Below are 20,848 nucleotides of genomic sequence, written 5' to 3'. Positions count from 1 at the left end.
CCTATTTCTAAAAAATACTATCTTCAACTTGAATATGTTGAAAAATATTTTGCGTATTATCCAAAAAGTCATCCTTTATAGCAGCTAGCTCGGATTGTTTTTGAGATAGATTATCTTCTATTGTTCTATTAAAACAATCAAGATCATTGCACTTTAGTTGAGAGCGCATGTCTCCATTTTCATATAAACCTCGTATAACGTCATAATATGCTCGAGTTTCATCAGTTTCTGGTTGTTGCTTTTCTTTGAATATTGCCTTTAATTTCGAATCTATGTCTAATTCTTTTTTTATAGCTTCAGTAGCATTTTCATGATACTGTTTATAATCCTCAAGACTCTTTGATATTTTATTTTTTACTTCGTTTTGTAACATCCCTAGAAAATCTTTAGCGTGAGATTTTTCAATTTTTTCCTTCCACTCATCATACGTATATTCTTGTCGACTACCATATTTTGTATCTTGACACTCACTTCCTATGTTAAACAGCTCTTTGTTACAGATTGTATCACCCTGATAAAAGTAATCGCTTATATTAATTTTATTATTGCCAGTTATGGTTTGTTCAATTGCTTTTTTGTTGTTTACAATTTCTTCTCTGTACCTAGAAATGCAATTTGATAATTCTTTTTTGCAATCTGTAGTCATAATCTAGCTCCTTTAATAAGATTAGACCTAATTTAGTGTAAAATAATTAATATTTTATTACTATTTTGGTTATAACTAAGATAGTAATGAGAAGTTCAGTGTCTACAAAGTTTGTTTAAACTATTTTAAAAATGGTTAGAATGTAATTTTAGGTTAATAAAATGAATTACGATGTAATCATTTCAGGTAGTGGGCTAATTGGTCTTATTACTGCTATTGGCCTGAGTAATGACTCTGTATCTGTAGCCGTAATTGAGAAAAATAGTTTACCACGTGCAGTTGATGATAATCGAGCATTTGCTATTTCTCAAGGATCAAAAAAAATACTAGAAAAATTAGCGATTTGGCGGCTCTTAGAAGGCGAAGCTGAACCAATAGTTGATATATGCATATTAGATGGAGATAGTCCATTTACTGTGCATTATGACCATAAAATGGTTGGTGAAGAGCCAATGGGCTACGTAATCAAGAGCGCTATTATATGGAATGCAATCAATAACAATTTTTTGCATAAACTCAATATATATTCTCCACGTTCCTATAAGACAATCTCTTGTGACGAAGGATACATGGAAGTTACTCTTGATAATGATCAAAAATTGATATCATCACTATTTATCTGTGCTGAAGGTAAAAACTCTAAGTTGCCAGAGTTGTTTTCTATACCAATGATAAAATTTGATTATAAACAAAATAGCATGGTATTTAATGTAAAACATGAACTACATCACCAAAACTTAGCTGTAGAGAGGTTTTTTCCTGGTGGTCCATTTGCAATTTTGCCAATGAAAGGTGGCTATACTTCTTCAATAGTTTGGACAGAAAAATGCGAAATTTCAAAAATGCTGATGAGCTTATCTGAAGAGGAGTTTATCATAGAACTCAAAAAAAGATTTGGTTCTTATTTGGGAGAAATTGAATTAGAGGGTGAAAGAAAATCTTACCCTTTGAGTTTTACTTTTGCGAGAAAGCTTCATAAAAGCAGAATTTTGCTTATTGGCGATGCAGCACATTCAATCCATCCAGTTGCAGGTCAAGGACTGAATCTTGGAATAAGAGATGTAGAGAGTGTTATTAGACAAATAACTGCTGCAAAATCCTCTGGCATTGATGTTGGCAGTAATTATCTATTGAAGAAAATTTCACGTGATAGATACTTTGATAATTTTACTATGGCACTTGCAACTGATGGACTAAATAGAATATTTTCCAACAGAATACTTTGCGTTAAAGTTCTGAGCAATCTTGGTTTAATGGTAGTTGAAAATTCAGATTTTCTTAAAAAACGCTTCGTTCGACATGCTATGGGGTTTATATAAATCATTAGATTTCTTTCATCATAATCAGGTGTCATTAGAGTAGTTGACACTGGAGCCCAAATTCCATAATGTCATGCCAGTGCCCAGACACTGGCATCAAGAAAAATTTATAAGCAAACTTGAGCTTATGCTAAATTTGATGAAATGAAAAACTGAATTCCAGCTTCACGCACTGGAATGACAAGAAAAAGGGTACTGGAATGACATTAAATGATTTTCCTTATTTTAGCATTAAACGCGATGAAGAAAATCATTTATAATCGCTATAGCAACTAGTGTTAAAACCTGACGTACCTTTTGGCTTGACAAACGAGAGTTTTTATCTGATTTGACAACAAGGGCTTCTAGATGACTTTGAAAGTAAATATTACCATGCTTATCTTCGATAGCTTCTATTACCCCGTCATTGCCAAATGCTGCAATTTTATATCCAAGTAGCTCTAGCCTTCTTCTATTCTCTGTAGTATTACTTACTGTACCTGAATGAGCATTCGGAAAATAAGTTGAAAACCAGCCATTTTGATTAGGTAGTAAAAATCTAGCTACCACTTTTTCCAAACGACTACCTGGAACAATTTTTATCTGCTGAAGAGATATATTCTCTTTTTGTGGATAGGATGATGATTTTAAATGATTCTTCTCATCATTAACAACATTTGTTATTTCAATTTCTTTTGCATGCATAATGTCTTGTAAACCACCGCATATGGCAAGTAAATGAATTGTAGGATTGTCATCTACTGTTTTTACAATTGCTTCATTCACAAGCTGGCGGTAAGGGTTAAGAGCTGAATGAAAGTTATCTGAAATAAATATTCTGTTTATCTTTTGCTCTTTGATAAATTTTGCAACTTCAACTTTTATTCGATCTAGTATCAGCTTTTTTGCCAATATTTCATCTTGTTTTGCGAACTCTTCTTGGATTTCTTTTAGATTAATTATTTTGTCGTAGTCAATGAATATAGTTTTAACCCCAAAATTATTGAATATCTCATAGATATTTTGAGATTCATCTGTTTGCAATAAACCAACAATTATATTATAATTTACTGCATTTTCCACTGTCAAAGCAGATAATTCTTTGTTTACTTTTTCACTATAAGCGATATTACTTAATAGTAGAAATGTAATTAATAGTATATTAAATATTCTATTGTAACATTTATACATTATTTCCTAAATAATTATATTAATATTATAATATATTATAGAACATTAAGAAAAAGAATGTGGCCTGAGCAGGAATCGAACCAGCGACACAAGGATTTTCAGTCCTTTGCTCTACCAACTGAGCTATCAGGCCAACTACGTACTTTCATTTTTAGATAAAAAACGTTATCATGTCCATCAAAAGTTTTTGAAGTATAGAAACAAAGAATGAACATTAGTAACAAAATAGGAATTTATCCTGGTACATTTGACCCCATAACTTTTGGGCACCTTGACATAATAAAAAGAGCATGTAAGCTAGTCGATAAGTTTATAATTGGTGTTGCAGAGAATGTTAATAAACATACTAATTTTGACATAAGACTGCGCACAAGCATGGCTAAAAATGAAGTGAAAGGAGCAGGAATTGATGCAGATATTATATCCTTTAATGGGTTGCTAGTGAAGTTTGCCAAAGAGCAAAATGCTTCTGTTATTATTAGAGGACTGAGAGCAGTATCGGATTTTGATTACGAGTTTCAAATGAGTTGGGTAAATTATAAGCTCTTTCCTGAAATCGAAACTATATTTCTTCCTGCATCTGAGGATACTCAATTTATCTCATCAAGTTTTGTAAAGGAAATAGCGAGATTAGGAGGAGATGTTAGCAACTTTGTGTCAAAAAGTGTCCAAAGTGAATTGATTAATCTAAATAGGGTAGAAAATGGAGAATAAGTATTTGTTGTCTTTTTTATTTCCAAACGAGTATGTTAGATGTGTAAAATATTGTAAGATAAAGGAGAGACATGTTAAAAGTGAGGGATAATAATCTAATAGTTTGCTGCCGTGGTGATGAGAATGATGATGGTTCTGGTCATCCAATAGTATACTTACACAAAGAAGGAGAAATGTATTGTCCTTATTGTAATAAGTCAATGGATGAAATAGTGAGTGCCGAAGAATTTCAATCTGTTGAAGTGAAAGTAATAAGCAAGAAGGAAAGAACCAAAGGTTAATAGTACTTCATTTTTCTAGCTTATGTAAATAGCAATGAGAGGGGCAGTAAAAATGAAACTATCCATACGGTCGAGTACTCCTCCATGGCCTGGTATAATACCTCCACTATCTTTAACATTGTAAACTCTTTTGATGAGTGACTCAGTGAAATCTCCAAGTTGGGCTAGAATAGCAACTATCAAACCAATTATTGGAGAATAAAAAATTGGAAATAAACTCAAAAATATTGAGCCAAAAATTGCACACACTATTCCAGCTAAGACTGCACCAAAAAGTCCTAACCAAGTTTTCCCAGGGCTAATGATTGGACAAATTCTAGTTTTACCAAAATTTTTGCCGAAAAAATAGGCAGCAATATCGATGCTCCAAATAGTTAAGATAAGCCATACTAATGCATATTTTCCGTGTGGTAGATTATATAGGCATATTAGCGAGGCATTTGGTAGTGCGATTAATAGTAATGCGAAAATGTATAAGATTCTATTGCCCTGAGTTAGATTATACCATTCAAAAGAAGATAAAACTGCAATTGAAAAAATTAGTAGATAAAATGATAAATCACTGAAATATGTAGCAAAAGAAAATATGAGTAATATTACTATTGAGGACAATATTCTAACCATAAAGTTATTATCTACCATATTTTCTTTCTCTTTTTGTATAATCTTCTAGTGCTTTGGTCAAATCTTGACAAGAAAAATCGGGCCACAAAGTATCACAAAAATACAATTCAGCATAAGCTGCTTGCCATAATAAAAAATTGCTTAACCTTTTTTCGCCACCAGTGCGAATTAATAAATCCAATTTTGGCAAATCTTTAGTATACAGAAATTTTTCAAATTCCTCTTCCAATACGCAATCAATATTTCCTTTTATGACGTTGTTGATAGCATGTATAATTTCCTGCTTTGCTCCATAACTAACTGCAACAGTGAGTAATAGACCATCCTTCTTATGTGTCACTTCTTCTGCTTTTTTGATTTGATCGAATATTTTACTGGGCAATAGACTTAAATTACCAATAAAATTTAACTTAATGTTACAATTGTAAATGAATTTCATTTTATCTTCATTAGTTAAAGTGGAGTAAAATAAATTAAATAGGTAGTCTGTTTCGTTTTCAGATCTGAGCCAATTTTCCATGGAAAATGCATACAAAGTTAAGTAAGGTATGGCCAGGACTGTGCAATGCTTAGCAATATCAAATGCAACCTCACTGCCTTTTCTATAGCCATCAATTTTTACCCTTCCTTGATTGTCTGCCCACCTACCATTACCATCCATAATAATTGCTAGATGTTTTGGCAGAGATTCTAGATTCAACATTTGAATTCAACCTGTTCTAATTAGCTTAATGTCTATATCTCTGTATGAAACGTTCACTATATCCACCTAAAACTATATTATTACTGAAAAATCATTGATAGTCTATATTACAAAAATTTTCTCAACCTCGGTGTCAGCTGCCAGTGATTTTACCAAGAAAATATAGTAAAAATAGTCTGATATAGATGGTTTTACGATATAGTGAAATTATTATAAACAAATGAATTTAGTGGTGTTAGGAATACCTGGCTCTTTTATGTGGATTTATATTCTCAATAACCTGCTCTAAAGATAAATTATATAATTTTGACACAGGTTCTTCGCATTCAGTATATCTTTTAAATGTAGGGAGTGGTATAAGTGACTCTATATTTATGTCCAGCTCTTGGGGAACATATTTAATTATATCTTCGTAAATACGTTCCTTGTTGTTCAAGTAATCGATATTAATATCTGTAATTTTACCAGCTTTACGCAGGAGTATAGCAAGCCTCAAAGTCTACTTTACGCTAGGTTTAAAATTTTTAAATATATTGACAAATACCTTACCAGTAACATTATCTGTTATTGCTTTTAGCTCTTCATTATTGACAGAATTGATATGCTTAACAGCATTTTGATCTTTTAGTAGTGTTATAATCCTTTTGCCATGCAATTTGATACTATTAAGTAGAAGTCGAAATTTTTCAGTATTAATAGAATCGATAAAATTCTGACTTTTTAGTAAATCCATAATCATGGGGCGATAAAACTTACTACTATTAGATATAAGTTCAATTTTTTCAAGATCAATAGAATTGACTCGAGCGAGTAAACTCTGATCTTTTAGTATTTCTACAATCTCTTCATCTGTATAAAAATTATTACTTATCATGATACTAACTTTACTCCCATCAACAGAATTGATTTGATCAAACAAACTCTGATATTTCAGTAAATTCATAATATATCCTTTATCAAGATATTTAAATATCAAGTTAAATATTTCACTATTCATCGAATTGATGCGTTTAACAACTTCCTGATTTTCTAGTAATTCTATAATAATGGTATGATCAAATTTCCTAAATACGGATTTAGATTTTTCAGAATCAATCAAATTAGTAAGCTTAATAAATTCTCGATCTTTTAGTACTTTACTAAACCTAACACTCTTAACTACGTATTTAAGCAGTCCTTCACTAATAAGATTGATGTTCTCAGCAACTTCCTTATTTTTTAGTAGTTCTACAATAACACTGGTATCATTAAACTTATCACTATTAAGTATGATTTTAGATTTTTTAGGACCAACCGAATTAATGCGTTCAACAACTTCCTGATTTTCTAGTAATTTTATGATATCTTTAAGACTAAATTTATCATTCTCAATTATATATTTCAACGTTTCTTTATCAATAAGATCGATGTTCCTAGCAGCATTTTGATTTTCTAGTAATTCTATAATACTGGTACCGTCAAACCTATCAATACTAAGTATGAGTTCAAATCTTTCATCAGTAACTGAATTAATGCGTTCAAGAATTTCCTTATTGTCGTATAACTTTGTAAAATCTTTATCAGCAAACTTCTTACTATTAGTCATGTATATAAATATTACGTGATTAATATTATGAGACTGACCATCATCAATACGTTTTTCATTAGTTCCTTTATTTCCTAGTGCTTCTTTAGCAAAGTTATTCAGATCATTTTTTTCATCTTCCTCGTAATCAGAATTATCATAATATCCATAATCTTCTTCATTTTCCTCACTATCACTACTCTCAAATTCATTATTGGTATTGCAAACCTCTCCACCTTTTAGTATTTCTAGAATATTGTGCTCCGAAGTGGCTTTGTTGGATGGCTCAAGTAAAAAAACTCGAAGTTACTGACAGAAATCATTATAAAACAGGTATTTAACCACCAATATGCCAGTCAAAATGAAGGTCAGTAACTGCTACGAATATAACAAATTTCTTCAAAAAAGAGGAAATGTTTTTCATTTTGTTAATCAAGCCATAGAAAATTGGTATGAAAATAGTCCAAAAGTTGCAGGTGGCAATAACATTTATAGTGATAAAGTTGTAATTTTGATACATATAGTAGTCCATTTTTTTAGGATTGGCTTAAGACAAGCAGTTGGTTTCGTAAAAGGTTGTATAGAGCAAATGGGAAAAGACCTCAAAGTCATTAGCTATACTCAAGCTTCTAGAAGATTCAAAAAGCTTAACTTGAAAATTGATGATTGTAGAATTGATAAAAATGGTATGGAAAACATTGAAATAGCTATAGATAGCACCAGTATTTGTATCTATAACAACACCCATCAACGTAATAAAGAAAATGCAAAAGTAAGAAAATATAATGGATATGATCAAGTAAGAAAGTTACATATTATTTTAAGGATAAATAATAAAAGTTATAGATATGAAGTGCACTAATGGTACTACACTTGATTATCATGCGATATGTTAAAGGGAACAGTAGATAAATATAATATTTCATCTGTTCGCGCAGATGCAGCTTATGATAAAGCTAGTATGTATAAAGTGCGTAAAGGACATAATATAAAACCAATCATTCGACCAATAAAAGGTGCGAAAATCTATGAGAAAATTGATTATCAATTAGAAAGAAATAGCAACATTAATGTGATTAAATTATGTGAAAACTATGAGAACGGTATAAAGAAATGGACACAAGAAACAAAATATGGACTAAGATCCTTTGTTGAATGTTTTTTCTATAGGTTGAAAAAACGTTTGGGTTTAGTCTCAAGAATAAATCTGAAATAAATCGTGAAAAAGAACTACTAATTAAGTGCTATTTGCTTAATAAATTCACTGATATAGGTATGGCTAAGTTCGAATTAGCTGCATGAATTTACTGTACCTACCTGCCCTATCAGGAGCTATGCAACAAAGCCCTCCGAAGTTGCATGATTTATCATAGACCTAAACATTTCATCATCGTAATCGTTGATGTTATTAACAATTTCTTTATCTGATAGTAATTCTTCAATACCTTTGTAACTAAACTTATTATTATACTTGCATAAGATTTTAAGTTTACTGTAATTCATTGAATTGATGCCATCAACAACTCTTTGACTTGATAGTAATCTTCTGTTATAAGCCTTACATATCAGTTGAAGTTTTTCGTTATCTAAATCTTCTGCATTGCCTGCTTTATCAAAATCCATAATCTTATTTCAATTTACTTAGTATTTTAATTTTAAATATATAAAAAGAAATAATCAAGCATTATGATAAAAGGCCTAATGAATTTATTAGTTTATTTATGTTTCTTTTCATGTATAAATTTATAGAAAGTTTTATAAAGAAGTTGTTTTATGAGAAAAATTATAGAAGTCAGAGCACCAAAAACTCTTGGTGGTGAATCGGTTACGGAAGGTATAGTAAAAATAAAGAAAAATATCGGTGAAGCAATAAAAGTAGATGACTTGATCTTTGAAATTGAAACTGATAAAACGGCGCTAGAACTAACTGCAGAAGCTTCAGGACAAATAACCGAATTTTTTGTGAAAGAAGATGATGTAATCAGCCCTGATCAATTACTGGCAAAACTTGCTGTAGGAGAAGTAAAAGAAGAAGTGAAAAAAGAAGATAAAGGCGAAAGCGCTGATAAAAAAGATGCCCCTTCAGCTCGTAAAATTATGGAAGAAAATGCAATCAGTGCAGAAAGTATAAAAGGAACTGGCATGGGAGGCAGAGTAACCAAAGCAGATGTGATAGACCATATGAGTAAAGCTGAACAACCTGCGGTAAAACAATATGAATCGCCAAAAAGTGTAGCAAGTGGAGAGAGAAGAGAAGAACGAGTGAAAATGAGCAAAATAAGGCAAGTCATTGCTGCTCGTTTGAAAGCATCGCAAAATACCGCTGCAATACTGACCACGTTCAATGAAATTGACATGAAAAATGTCATGGATCTAAGAGCAAAATATAAGGAAATTTTTGAAAAGAAATACGGAATAAAACTAGGTTTCATGTCGTTTTTTATAAAGGCATCAGTGCAAGCACTGAAAGAAATTCGTGAGATTAACGCTGAGATTTCAGGTGATGAAATTGTATATAAAAATTACTATGACACAGGTGTTGCTGTTGGCACTGATAAAGGTCTTGTTGTACCGATTATTCGGAATGCTGATCAAATGTCATTTGCTGAAATTGAATCGACCTTAGTTGACCTTGGCAAAAAAGCACGAGAAGGTAAGCTGCAAGTATCGGAAATGGAAGGTGCAACATTTACTATCTCAAACGGTGGCGTATACGGTTCACTTCTTTCTACTCCGATAATAAACCCTCCGCAATCTGGAATACTTGGAATGCATACTATACAAAACAGGCCAGTTGCTGTGAGTAACTCAATTGAAATCAGACCTATGATGTACATTGCCCTCTCTTACGATCACAGAATAGTTGATGGCAAAGGAGCAGTTACTTTCCTTGTGAAAATCAAAAATTACATAGAAGATCCAAATAGATTGGTTTTGGAAATTTAAGCAGGTTAAAAGCGACAAGTAAGTTTTTCTGAAGTTTTCAAGGTGGGTGGCTTTGTTGAATGGCAAGGAATGAGGAGGAGTGATGTAAGAGATTTATGAGATAAGTTCGAAAATAGGCATACCGATATCAGAAAATTTGTTAATCAAGTAGCATTTTAAGAGCATCTCTTAAGAGCGGTTTATCTCAGATTTATTCTTAAAACTAAATCCAAATGTTTTTTTGAGTCTAAAGGGGAGTGTTAAATAAACCATACGCGTCAAGTTAAGAGATTGTGAGCAAATTTAGAGAAGTTAAGGTGGATACCCTAGTTTTTCTGCACTTGTCTTTTAATGAAAACTGCGACCAAGTTATGGTAAGCTTTTTGAGAAAAATATTTAAGCCTTTAATTTTATTATTTAGTGCTAAAAATAACTCTCTAACCCGTCTTTTTAGCTCAATAAATGCCTTTGTTAAGCTAAGCTCCGTATTTTTTTTCAGTTCTGTGCAACCCACTATTCCATGAAATATAAGAATTGCACACAATTTGGCATATAGCTCACATAATACTCTGTATGGCTTTCCTCTCAGCTTATCAATCCTTATATTACTCTTATATAATTTGAACAATAATTCAATTTGCCATCTTATTCGGTAAACTACTAGTATTTGCTCAGCATTAATCTTACTTTTTGGAACATTAGTTATAAATATTGACCAATTTAGTAACTTTTGGTTCCTTTGAGAAGATGTGTATCCATGTGATCTTGCTAACCTATTAGCCTTTCTTCTTCTAGCCACAGCTTGTTCTTCAGTTAGTTTTTTAAATATAATTCTTACTTTAACCCTTGTCTCTTTTCCTAACAATACCTCCTGTTCTAGAAAAGATCGATCTCCCAAATGTTCTAGTAAATCTATTTTTTGACCTGTCTCTATATCATATATGTTAGTATCGGATTTATAACGACTTATGAAATAAGCTCCTATTTCATTGATGTGTTTAAAAGAACTTGGCACAAAATAACCCAAATCAGATATTAGTAAATCGTTGTTCGATATATTGCTTAAATGGCTTCTATAACCCTGATCTGATACCAAAATCCATTACTGACGGAACAAATAAGAAACATTACAAACTCGTTTAATAGTAGTACTGGAAATATTGACAATAAAATTACACAAAACATCTTCAAGTAAACCTATGGTATCGTAGATACTATTGCGTAAAGTATTGTATTTGATATATTGCCACAACCTTTCAACAGGATTCAGTTCCGGTGAATAAGGAGGCAAGTATATGATGGTAATGTTTTCCTGAATTTTCAAACTTTTTGATCTATGCCAACTTGCACAATCCATTACAAGAAAGGCTTCTTTCGTGCCTAAATCTTTCGACATCTGCTCCAGAAATATATTCATACAATCAGTGTTTACATATGGAGCAAGTAGGCTGATTTTCTTACCACTTCTTGGATTTACCGCACTTTAGATATAGAAATTTTGTCTACCAATTTTCATTTTAACCTGCGTTCTGACCCCTTTTAAACCATCCGTGTCCGATTTTTGAATGAGTCCCAAATCGTGATTCATCAAAAAACACCTCCCTTTTAGGGTGGAAATTGACTATTTTATTGAAGTATCTTTTAAACTCTTCTTGCTTGTTTTTATCTTGTTTATGGTGCATTGGCCTCGGTGTTATGTAAGAAAATTTCATCCTTTGTATCTCACGGTGCACTGTTGATTTGCTGATGTTTAGGGCAAATTCCTCTGAGATTTTTATTTGTACTTCCTTAATAGTAATATTTGGATTTCTTTCTACCCATATTTCAATTTGCTCACGTTGATTTTTGTTTAATTTGCTTTTTCTTCTCCGCTGAAACGGGGCAAATAATTTTTCTACTCTACCAAATTTTAGATGCTTTATCCATTCAGTCAAAGCAGTCCTTGAAATTTTACATATTCTTGCCACAGCGCTTATACTACTTTCTTTTCCTGCTATCACCGCTTGTAACTTTTTTGAAACATATGCGTTATTTCTTACCTTTTTTAACATTTCTTTCGCTAAATTTACAACTCTTTCGTCTAATAGTTTTGACCTTAATGCCATTTATACCTCGCTATTTCACTTACTCTAGTATGACTTTTTCCCCATTATTCTCTATCTGTTCTTTCTATAGCGGGAATTGGTATTACCACTCTCACCAGATACATGTGAGACTATTGTTTGTGCTTTATGACTACTATCTTTTTTAATTAAGTATGGTACTATAGTATTTTCTAAAATGAATGGATAAATTTCCATTATGGTATTACCAACCAAAAGTTGTAAGTCTGTACATTTATACATTAGAGGTCTGAGGCGGCTTTTGATGGTATGCCAACAGTGTTCTATGGGATTCAAATCTGGTGAATATGTTGGAAGATACAGCACATGAAAGCCAAAAGACTCTATTAATGATTTTGTTTTAGTGGTCTTATGAAATGTAGCATTATCCATAACTATGGTTGTGCCAAGTGGCAATTTAGGTAATAACATCTTCTCCAACAATATATTGAATACCTCTTTTTCACACCCACCTTTGAAAGTCATTGGTGCAATAAATCTCATTCCAATCCACCCGGCTACTATACTGATTCTCTCTCGAGTTCTCCCTGGAATATCTGCATAAATTTTCTTTCCTCTTGGAGCACGTCCATATTCTCGGTATAACTTATTATCAACTCCTGCTTCATCTATATATAAGATGCTGGAATGTTCTATTTTGAGATTTTATCAATAAATTGCTGCCTATCTTCTTGATTGCGCTCTTGATATAGTGTGACTTTTTTAAAGTAATTTTTAGCTGTTTTAGTCTATACCAAATTGAATTTATTCCAAATCCAAGATTTTGTTTCATCTCTGCCAGAGTATGATCTGGATTCTTTGTAACATATTCTTCGAGTATTTTTGGGTCTATTTTTCGAATAAAGCTACCGTTTTTAGATGGCTTTAAGCTTTCACCAGCAGCTTTCTTTTTTAACCAGCGGTACAGAGTTGCTATTCCTATCTCCATGAGCTCTGCTATCTCAACCTTTGTCTTCCCTTTTTCTATCATCAATACTGCCTTTTCCCTTAAATCCACACTATATGCCATTATAACTCAAATACTTTGTTATACCTTTATCATTTGCTTTGGGAAATACTATAGATGATCTATCTTCATGATTAATACCTCCTTTTGCTCCTATTGTTGACTCATCATCTACATAATCCATTTGATTATCTATTACTTGTCCCTTTGTATTTTCTTTACCTAACATAAAGCCCCTATATTTTAATATTCATATTTTGATTGTTTTGTCGTAAACCTCTTTTCTGAAGATTGGTTCCAACATTTGATTCTTATGCAGTTGTACCAAAGCAATTTACTGTAGAAACTTTATAGTAACCCTAAGTAACTTTAATTGCTGAGTAACAGTGTGTTTTTCTTTTTATTTCTTACTAAACTAGATATATGCCTGAGAAAGCTAGTATTGCTTTCCCAATGACATACATAATACAGTGCATCTAACACCATACCCCACATATTGATTACATTAAATTGCGCTATAGCTAAAAAGATTTAGCAGAGCAAGGACTTTTTTGCATATTCTAGCATTTTATTTTAAAACTAAAGCAGCTCAGTTTCATGTACTTTTATTTCTTTATCGACTGTTATTTTCTTCTTCAATTCACCTGTGAGTAATGATAACGTGGCAGTTAAAGCTTGTAAAGCAATTTTTTTATATAGCAAGATTCAGCTATTTAATAAAAAGATCGTGGCTAGACCAAAAAATATAAGAGCTGAGAGAATATCAGTTGTTGCTGATGTTAAGATTGAAGACGAAACAGCAGGATCGGATCTTAAACGATGAAGCATTATAGGAATGAAAGTTCCGATGAACGTTGCAATAATTGACATCATAATCATGGAGACCACAAAAATCATCTCCACTTTGACATTGTGAAACCTTATTGCTAACACTACTAATGAAATAGTAGATAAGATCACCCCGTTTATAAGACCTATTAAAAATTCTTTCATCAGTATTCTTTTTGCATTTTGCTCAGTTAGATATTTTGTTGCGATTGCCCGGATAGTTAGTGTTACTGTTTGGGATCCTGCATTTCCGCTCATCGATGCAATGATTGGCATAATTATTGGCAGTACTATAAAACTTTGTATTACGTTATCGAAAAAGCCAACTACTATAGAACATATTGTTGCAGCTAAGAGGTTAAACAGTAACCAAGGTAGTCTTTTAATTATAGTTTTATGTATAGGGGCATTTATATCAGATTTAGAAGATACACCGCTTATTTTAAGCACATCCTCTTCTGCTTCTTGTTGAACAATTTTGATTACATCTTCAATAAGGATTACACCTATAATTTTACCATTCTTATTTACTACTGGAGCTGATAATAGAGCGTAATCTTTAAATATTCTTGCTACTTCTTCTTGGTCCATTCCAGTTTTTATTATTTTTATATCTTTACTCATTATCTCTTTTATTATTGTTTCTCCTGAGTGAGATATTACCTTATTTAAGTTGAAAATACCTATGGGTTCTAATTTTGAGTTAATGATGAAAATTTGATAAAATGTTTCTGGTATTTTTTTATAGTTGCGTAAGAATTCCATTAGCTGATTTATCGTCCAATAATATGGAGCTATAACCATATTTTTATGTATCAACCTTCCTGCACTTTCTTCTGGGTATGATAACAATTCCTCTACTAATTTTTGAGTTGCATTGGGTAAGTAGTTAAGTATATTTTCTATAGACTTTCTATCTAAATCTTTCACTATAGCTACTATGTCTTCTATATCAAGAAGCATTAGTAACTTTGCTGTATTTTCTATTCCCAGTATTTCTATGATCTCTACTTGTAAATCTGGTACTACATGTACTAAGGCATCACTTAACAAATGTTGATCGAGGATATTAACTAATTTCTCCCTGTGATCACTGATCGAAGTAGATAAAAAATAAGCTAACTGAACGCTATCTATCGTTTTTACAATATTACGAACATTCTCTAATTCTTGATTATCGAGAGACTCTATTAAATCATCAATAGCCTTTTTGTCTAAACCATAATGAGAACTTGTTTTAATATTCATTACTTTACCTTATTTTTTTAATAAATATACACACTTGATTTTATTGAACATTCAAGTATAATAAAATTATTTTGAATTAACTATTATATGGTTAAATTTCTATTTTATTTGCTGTTATTGTTAGTGATAATAAATATATTAAAGTCTAAAGTATAATGAAAACCCATCCAGAAATCCTTGAATACTTTCAAGGCTTAAATAAAAGTATTTCTCTTATCAGGAGGTGTCTTTGACATAGAAAAATTGAAGTTGCGTCTTGAAGAGCTGGATTCTCAAGCGTTGAATGATAATCTGTGGCAAGACAATCAAAAAGCACAAGAAATTTTAAAAGAACGCTCTAAAATTAATCATGACATAGAATCGTTTTCAAAGCTAGAAAGCAATTACAACGATGCTATCAGCTTGATGAAATCTGCTATTGATGAGAATGATGAAGAATTTTTTTCTGAAGTTAAAGGTGAGTTAGTAAAGCTAGAGAAATTAATCAAACTTAAAGAGACAGAATCCTTATTTACTGGTGAAGCAGATAACAATAACTGCTTTTTAGAAATCCACTCAGGAGCTGGTGGAACAGAGAGCAATGATTGGACTGAGATGCTCATGCGCATGTATACAAGATGGGCAGAAATTTATCACAATTTTAAAGTTGAAGTTGTAGAAAAATTAGATGGTGATGCAGTTGGTATAAAATCTACAACAATAAAGATCATCGGAGAAAAAGCTTACGGGTGGGCAAAAAGCGAAAGTGGAGTTCATAGATTGGTTAGAATATCACCATTTGATGCAAATGGTAAACGTCATACCAGTTTTGCAAGTGTAGGAGTAACTCCAGTGATTGAAGATTCAATAGATATTGTTGTGGATGAAAAGGATTTAAAGATCGACACTTACCGTGCTTCTGGAGCAGGTGGTCAGCATGTAAATAAGACTGAAAGCGCGGTACGTATTACGCATATTCCAACAGGCGTTGTAGCTCAATGCCAAAATGGTCGTTCTCAACATAAAAATAAAGATGAAGCACTTAAACTACTTAAAGGACGTTTATATCAAATTGAATTGGAAAAAAAAGAACAGAAAATGGCCGAAGAATATGGCAAGAAATGCGATATAGGTTGGGGCAGTCAGATCAGATCGTATGTTATGCATCCATATCAAATGGTAAAGGATTTAAGGACTGGACATGAAGTTGGCAATATAAATTCCGTTTTTGATGGCAATATAGATTGTTTCATAGTTAGTGTATTGGAGTTAAAATGAGATTTATTAAAAAGCTAAGTTTTATGCTCTGCTAATAAGGGGAAAAGAAAACCAAAATCTATTGAGAAAAATGGAACAATTTTGTGAATATATCCATTATACAAGTAGCTGATGAAAATGGCAACTCGTTTCTTATGGGCACAAAAATGTAATATGAAGAGAAATCTTCGTACATTAAGTTGTAGCTGCGCAACGTCTGCCATTGATGATTATTTCACCTACTGTAACTGCTGCTAAAATAAAGCAGTAATAAACTTGTGTTAACAAAGAAATAGGTGAGACAGAAGCAATGCTACCTGCTAGCAGCAGCTGGGAACCATAAGGCAAAATGCCTTTTGTAACGCAAGCAAAAATGTCTAACAAGTATGCACTACGGTATGACGGAATATTATGCTTTTGCGCGAGCCTTTTTGCAATATCGCCACTTAATAAAATAGCAATGGTATTATTAGCAACTAAAACAGTAAACATAGATGCTATGCCCGCTATTACAAATTCAGCTTTAGTTTTTGTGATATTGCTTTCATCGATAAGTTTGTGTAATGCCTTTTGACCCTGCTTGTACATTATATGACTCAATCCGCCAATAAATAGAGCAAATATCACTATCTCGTTTACTTTTTTGAAACCGTCATATATGTCATGAGAGAGTTGAATGATAGTATAGTCAAAAAAAGTCATCCCTAATACACTAGCAACAATTATATTTATAGTTATTGTTACTAAAGTAGTAACTTCAAATAACCCCATGATTATTAAAGAAATATAAGGAATAATCTTTATTACTGATAAATAATCTAAATTTGATGTAAGAATAATTTTTGTACTATCTGCCATAATTGCCAGATAGACAAGCGTTATAATGCTGGCAACAAATGCTACTTTAGAATTCACTTTAAGTTTATCCTTTATCGTGGCCCCCTGTGAAGAAACAGCTGCAATAGTAGTGTCAGATATCATTGAAAGATTATCACCAAATACGGCACCTCCAACTACAGTTGCAGTTCCTATTTCAAGACCAAAAGCCCCACTTTTTGCTAAGTTAACAGCTATTGGTACCATTAATAAAACAACTCCCATAGACGTACCAATTGCAGTTGATATAAAAGCGGAAGCCAAAAATACTCCAGGCAGTAGTAATCTTGCTGGAAGGAAATTGAGAATTAAATCAACAACAGTATCTGCACTACCAATTGATTGAGTCACCACAGAAAATGCTCCAGAAAATAGAAAAGTTAAACACATAGTAAGGGTGTTTTTATCGCCCATACCCTCGATGACAGTATCGATGTTACGTTGAATTTTACCTGCACTGCATGCAACAGCAAAAAATAGCGCCGGTAGTAGGCAAATTACCGGTGAAACTTGGCGAAGAGGATTATCAATTCCAATAAAGGAAAAATAGACACCACTTCCAAGGTATAAGATTAAAAAAATAACCAAAGGAAAAAAAGCTGTCATTTTACTGCCTTAAAACTTATGATTATAATCAATTAAGTGGTTTCAGGCAAGCTTGGTTTTCTGTAAGTTAATAACAGTCCTTTTAGACTCTCAAGTTACGCTATGGAAAATGCGTTGACTATTCTACCATAATATATAGCATCAAAAAATACTCTGTAGTATGAGGTAAAGCTATGGTAATGACATATGAACAGTGGAACATAATATTAGGTGTAATTGATCAAGAGGTAAATTTAAGTAAAGACAATGTAATTGAAAGAATAAAAGAGCTATTAAAGGAAGTAAAGATACTAGGGCAAGCAGAAACATCAAGAATGTTAGAAGAGATATCGCATGGATTAGAAGTATCAAGCAAGATTCCAAGAGTAAAAGAGACACAACAGCCATTAAAAAAGAGACTAAAGGTGGTAAATGTACCGCAGACAAAAGAAGAAGCAAAAAAGATACTAAAGGAGTCAAGGGTATCAAATGCGCAACAGATGGTAAAAAGAATGATAAAAAAGTTAGGTGTACAAGAGACATCAGAAGAACCAAAAGCAGTGGCGCTAGAGGATGTGCTAAATGCACGAAAGATCTCAGAAAAGGTACCAGTGATGCTGGATACACAAAAGATACTAGAAACACTAAATAGAATAAAGAAAGAAAGTGGAAATGTGTATAAAGAGTGGGAAGAAAATGAGTTTAATATAAATTATTGGTTTGAAATAGATTGTTTGCATGAACGCTTTTCATACACGTTATTATATTTAGCTATTGATTTTAAGCTGAACAATTTAATCAATTCTATGCTTAAAGTAAAAGGAATCGATATTAATGCACCAAGTCCGTTTTCCGAATGGAATGCTTTACATTGGGCTGTTGAAAATAGGAACACAGAAGTAGCACGCAAGCTAATAGAAGAAGGGGCAAATGTTAATCAGTTGGATTCATCTGAACGGACTACTTTATATCAGCCAGCTGTAAATGGCGATATAGAAATAACAAAAATCTTAGTAAAAAATAATGCAGATGTTAATGCAGAGGATCTAGCGAGATTGACTGCTTTATATGAGGCTGCCAGGAATAGCCATAAAGAAGTAGTAAAGTTCTTAATGAATAGTGGAGCAGATGTTAAGAAGAATGGGGCGCTTAAACTTACTCCTTTACATATTGCTGTTGCAAATGTTGATGAAGCAATGGTGGATTGTATAATACAAAACGATAAGAATATTGACGAAAATATTGAGACAGTTGATGTATTTGGATGGACTCCTTTATATTGGGCTGCTGCAAGGAATAATACATCAATATTAGGGAGCCTATTACAGGCCATATTACGATATAGAGCAAGTGTTGATATAGAGGATATGTTAATTGGGCGATCTCCCTTACATATTGCTGCTACGAATGATAATGTGGAAGCAGTAGAGCTCTTAATAAACTATGGAGCAGAGGTTAACTATCACTGCCATTAAGTTAAGGGAAAGAGAAGTTAAGATTGGACAAAAAATTTGAAGTGATTGATAATTATGGTAAATACTAGGGTGAATTTTTAAGAAAAGGGAGTCTGAAAAGTGCAAGTTATTTAAAAAAGTAATAATTGCAGGTTATTTTGCAAAGAATGTACTAATACAATGATACTGAAAAGATATCTTGAATTTAAAACACATGTTTTCTAGCTCTTTTCTGGTAGTTGAGTGAACGAATATCAGATATCTTATGACGATCAACTCTTCTCCCTTTTCTTACCACTAAAGTGTTCATCAAAAATAACTGTGATAGTCGATACATAATGCAGTCTATGTCTGACTCTGTAGAAAAAATATCAAAGGATAAGTTTTTAATCGCATTAAATGAGACAGATTTATTGATGCTTTTTTTTTAGTTTACTATTCTGTGAGCTCAATGTCTCTTCATCATCTTCTATCATGATACTTTCTAGATTACTGATGAAGATAGTTGACCAAAAATCCTGCTTGATAGTTTCAATACTTTTTCCTGTGAAATTCTCTAAATTTAATCTTCCCTTCAGCCTAGAAAAAAATGTTTCTACTCCCCAGCGCAAGTAATATAATCTCTCAAACTCTTCAACTGTAAAACGTTTCTCATCTAACAGAGATGTTACTAATACTTCAACTTCTCCAGAAGAAAGTATTATTTTGACTAACCTGAATTTCATCTCATCAGGTAATCCTAGCTTTCGTAGCTGTCTTGCTACTTTAATAGGTGCGGTAGACACTACCACCGTACTAGATGGGCTTTCCGGCTTAAACATAGCGTTTATTTCATTGAAAGACGAACTTGAACAGCGAATTATATAATTGATTTTCCTTCCTGTAAGCTCAGCAAGAAATCGATAAGATACGTATCCTCTATCACAGATTAACAAATCGTCTGATTTTATGGATTCAAGCATACCGATCGCTAAATCAACCTCATAGCTGTCACCTCTACTTAGCACAGATTTTATTGCAATATTATTTGGCACATCGTAGCAAACTTCAAAGGTTGCACTTGTATAGTCTTCAAATCTCTGGATTCGATTTCATACTGCTCTTGAGCCAAACTCGCCTATTATTTTGTCGCTCTTTGGCAGAATCAGTATTGAAGCATCAAATGCAAGTACTCTGAAGCCATGGTGGGTTTTAAATTCCTGATCTTGTTAGTATAGGGAAACTATATCATCATTTAACTCTGAAAACGCAGTATGCTTTAGCTTCTTTCTTGCTTGAGTAAATGCACTTGCCGTAATTGTGTAATCTTTTCTTGTATGCAGAACAAACTCATTAAGCATTACTTGTAATGACTTTACACTCTTTCTAAAAATCAGGAGAAATACACTAATGAAGGGCAGATTTCTTTTTCGTGAGAAGTCTTTTGAGGATGCTCTGTGTGCGTTTATAAAGTTTAAACTCATCAATTTATTTTTTATAAACATGATTATTCTTTTTTTTACTCATGTCATTACTTCTTTTAATTTGTGGATCTTACCTGATTTTACAATACAGTCCATCACTTTCCCTTAACTTAATGGCAGTGGAGATGACAAGAGCACTGCCA

At 32.4% G+C, this 20,848-nt stretch carries 17 protein-coding genes, 1 tRNA gene and 5 pseudogenes; 7 read left to right on the top strand and 16 right to left on the bottom strand.

Annotated features, from left to right (window positions below; translation table 11 throughout):
* Window positions 1–7: 7 nt before the first annotated feature.
* Window positions 8–646, bottom strand: a complete 639-nt coding sequence (locus tag M3L71_RS03990) for a hypothetical protein (protein WP_280144056.1) — start codon at window positions 644–646, stop codon at window positions 8–10.
* Between the two features lie 161 nt (window positions 647–807).
* Between M3L71_RS03990 and ubiH the strand changes: the two genes are divergently transcribed.
* Window positions 808–1,965, top strand: coding sequence for a 2-octaprenyl-6-methoxyphenyl hydroxylase (ubiH, locus tag M3L71_RS03985; RefSeq protein ID WP_280144055.1), 1,158 nt, complete (start codon window positions 808–810; stop codon window positions 1,963–1,965).
* Window positions 1,966–2,196: 231 nt separating this feature from the next.
* On the opposite strand, the gene M3L71_RS03980 is transcribed toward ubiH, so the two are convergent.
* Together M3L71_RS03980 and M3L71_RS03975 are read right to left on the bottom strand one after the other, a co-directional pair.
* Window positions 2,197–3,135 (bottom strand): gamma-glutamyl-gamma-aminobutyrate hydrolase family protein, encoded by a 939-nt coding sequence (locus M3L71_RS03980; RefSeq protein WP_280144054.1) that lies wholly within the window; start codon window positions 3,133–3,135, stop codon window positions 2,197–2,199.
* A 60-nt stretch (window positions 3,136–3,195) separates the two neighbouring features.
* Window positions 3,196–3,268 (bottom strand) — tRNA-Phe (locus tag M3L71_RS03975).
* 74 nt (window positions 3,269–3,342) lie between these two features.
* Here M3L71_RS03975 and coaD point away from each other — a divergent pair.
* Window positions 3,343–3,849 (top strand): pantetheine-phosphate adenylyltransferase, encoded by a 507-nt coding sequence (coaD, locus tag M3L71_RS03970; protein WP_280144053.1) that lies wholly within the window; start codon window positions 3,343–3,345, stop codon window positions 3,847–3,849.
* A gap of 71 nt (window positions 3,850–3,920) precedes the next feature.
* Window positions 3,921–4,130 (top strand): zinc-finger domain-containing protein, encoded by a 210-nt coding sequence (locus M3L71_RS03965; protein ID WP_280144052.1) that lies wholly within the window; start codon window positions 3,921–3,923, stop codon window positions 4,128–4,130.
* Window positions 4,131–4,145: 15 nt separating this feature from the next.
* Here the strand turns inward: M3L71_RS03965 and M3L71_RS03960 are convergent, their stop codons facing one another.
* From M3L71_RS03960 to M3L71_RS03950, 3 genes are all read right to left on the bottom strand, one after another.
* Window positions 4,146–4,772 (bottom strand): phosphatidate cytidylyltransferase, encoded by a 627-nt coding sequence (locus tag M3L71_RS03960; RefSeq protein WP_280144051.1) that lies wholly within the window; start codon window positions 4,770–4,772, stop codon window positions 4,146–4,148.
* The gene (gene uppS, locus M3L71_RS03955; protein WP_280144050.1) at window positions 4,762–5,457 is read right to left on the bottom strand and encodes a polyprenyl diphosphate synthase; all 696 of its coding nucleotides are present in this window, start codon (window positions 5,455–5,457) and stop codon (window positions 4,762–4,764) included. The genes M3L71_RS03960 and uppS overlap by 11 nt, the downstream gene beginning before the upstream one ends.
* A 499-nt stretch (window positions 5,458–5,956) precedes the next feature.
* Window positions 5,957–7,042 (bottom strand): hypothetical protein, encoded by a 1,086-nt coding sequence (locus M3L71_RS03950; RefSeq protein WP_280144049.1) that lies wholly within the window; start codon window positions 7,040–7,042, stop codon window positions 5,957–5,959.
* A gap of 328 nt (window positions 7,043–7,370) precedes the next feature.
* Between M3L71_RS03950 and M3L71_RS08580 the strand changes: the two are divergent.
* Window positions 7,371–8,323 (top strand): annotated as a pseudogene (locus M3L71_RS08580) (IS5 family transposase).
* Window positions 8,324–8,353: 30 nt separating this feature from the next.
* Here the strand turns inward: M3L71_RS08580 and M3L71_RS03935 are convergent.
* Complete coding sequence (locus M3L71_RS03935; RefSeq protein ID WP_265030418.1) at window positions 8,354–8,644, bottom strand: hypothetical protein; 291 nt, start codon at window positions 8,642–8,644, stop codon at window positions 8,354–8,356.
* Window positions 8,645–8,794: 150 nt separating this feature from the next.
* Here M3L71_RS03935 and odhB point away from each other — a divergent pair, with 150 nt between their 5' ends.
* Entirely contained in the window at window positions 8,795–9,967 is a 1,173-nt protein-coding gene (gene odhB, locus M3L71_RS03930; RefSeq protein WP_280144047.1) for a 2-oxoglutarate dehydrogenase complex dihydrolipoyllysine-residue succinyltransferase, read from the top strand.
* A 93-nt stretch (window positions 9,968–10,060) separates the two neighbouring features.
* Here odhB and M3L71_RS08575 read toward each other — a convergent pair.
* The 7 genes and pseudogenes from M3L71_RS08575 to mgtE form a co-directional block, all read right to left on the bottom strand.
* A pseudogene (locus M3L71_RS08575) lies at window positions 10,061–10,198 on the bottom strand (IS5 family transposase); the annotation flags it as partial.
* Window positions 10,199–10,229: 31 nt separating this feature from the next.
* Window positions 10,230–11,036 (bottom strand): annotated as a pseudogene (locus M3L71_RS03925) (IS4 family transposase); the annotation flags it as partial.
* 12 nt (window positions 11,037–11,048) lie between these two features.
* Window positions 11,049–12,051: pseudogene (locus tag M3L71_RS03920) on the bottom strand (IS630 family transposase).
* A 51-nt stretch (window positions 12,052–12,102) separates the two neighbouring features.
* Window positions 12,103–12,681, bottom strand: a complete 579-nt coding sequence (locus M3L71_RS03915) for an IS630 family transposase (RefSeq protein ID WP_280144124.1) — start codon at window positions 12,679–12,681, stop codon at window positions 12,103–12,105.
* Entirely contained in the window at window positions 12,674–13,078 is a 405-nt protein-coding gene (locus tag M3L71_RS03910; protein WP_280143501.1) for an IS630 transposase-related protein, read from the bottom strand. Before M3L71_RS03910 ends, M3L71_RS03915 begins: the two co-directional genes overlap by 8 nt.
* Window positions 13,068–13,244 carry a hypothetical protein gene (locus M3L71_RS03905; RefSeq protein WP_280144046.1) on the bottom strand — a complete coding sequence of 59 codons (177 nt, stop codon included), beginning with the start codon at window positions 13,242–13,244 and terminating at the stop codon, window positions 13,068–13,070. The genes M3L71_RS03910 and M3L71_RS03905 overlap by 11 nt, the downstream gene beginning before the upstream one ends.
* A 476-nt stretch (window positions 13,245–13,720) precedes the next feature.
* Window positions 13,721–15,091, bottom strand: a complete 1,371-nt coding sequence (gene mgtE, locus M3L71_RS03900) for a magnesium transporter (RefSeq protein WP_280144045.1) — start codon at window positions 15,089–15,091, stop codon at window positions 13,721–13,723.
* A 155-nt stretch (window positions 15,092–15,246) separates the two neighbouring features.
* Between mgtE and prfB the strand changes: the two genes are divergently transcribed.
* Window positions 15,247–16,348, top strand: a protein-coding gene (gene prfB, locus M3L71_RS03895; protein ID WP_280144044.1) for a peptide chain release factor 2 whose coding sequence is annotated in 2 segments (ribosomal slippage) — window positions 15,247–15,312 and window positions 15,314–16,348 — 1,101 coding nt in all. Because the reading frame shifts where the segments join, the coding sequence is not laid out codon by codon here.
* A gap of 174 nt (window positions 16,349–16,522) precedes the next feature.
* Here prfB and M3L71_RS03890 read toward each other — a convergent pair.
* Window positions 16,523–17,809 (bottom strand): Na+/H+ antiporter NhaC family protein, encoded by a 1,287-nt coding sequence (locus M3L71_RS03890; RefSeq protein WP_280144043.1) that lies wholly within the window; start codon window positions 17,807–17,809, stop codon window positions 16,523–16,525.
* A 179-nt stretch (window positions 17,810–17,988) separates the two neighbouring features.
* Between M3L71_RS03890 and M3L71_RS03885 the strand changes: the two genes are divergently transcribed.
* Window positions 17,989–19,263 (top strand): ankyrin repeat domain-containing protein, encoded by a 1,275-nt coding sequence (locus tag M3L71_RS03885; protein WP_280144042.1) that lies wholly within the window; start codon window positions 17,989–17,991, stop codon window positions 19,261–19,263.
* A gap of 184 nt (window positions 19,264–19,447) precedes the next feature.
* Here the strand turns inward: M3L71_RS03885 and M3L71_RS03880 are convergent.
* Window positions 19,448–20,726, bottom strand: a pseudogene (locus M3L71_RS03880) (IS4 family transposase).
* Window positions 20,727–20,848: the final 122 nt, after the last annotated feature.

Origin of the sequence: Wolbachia endosymbiont of Frankliniella intonsa (assembly GCF_029856955.1) — a bacterium.
Lineage (GTDB): Bacteria > Pseudomonadota > Alphaproteobacteria > Rickettsiales > Anaplasmataceae > Wolbachia.
Note: the sequence above shows the minus strand (reverse complement) of the source record. Positions and strands in the feature narration are given on the sequence as shown.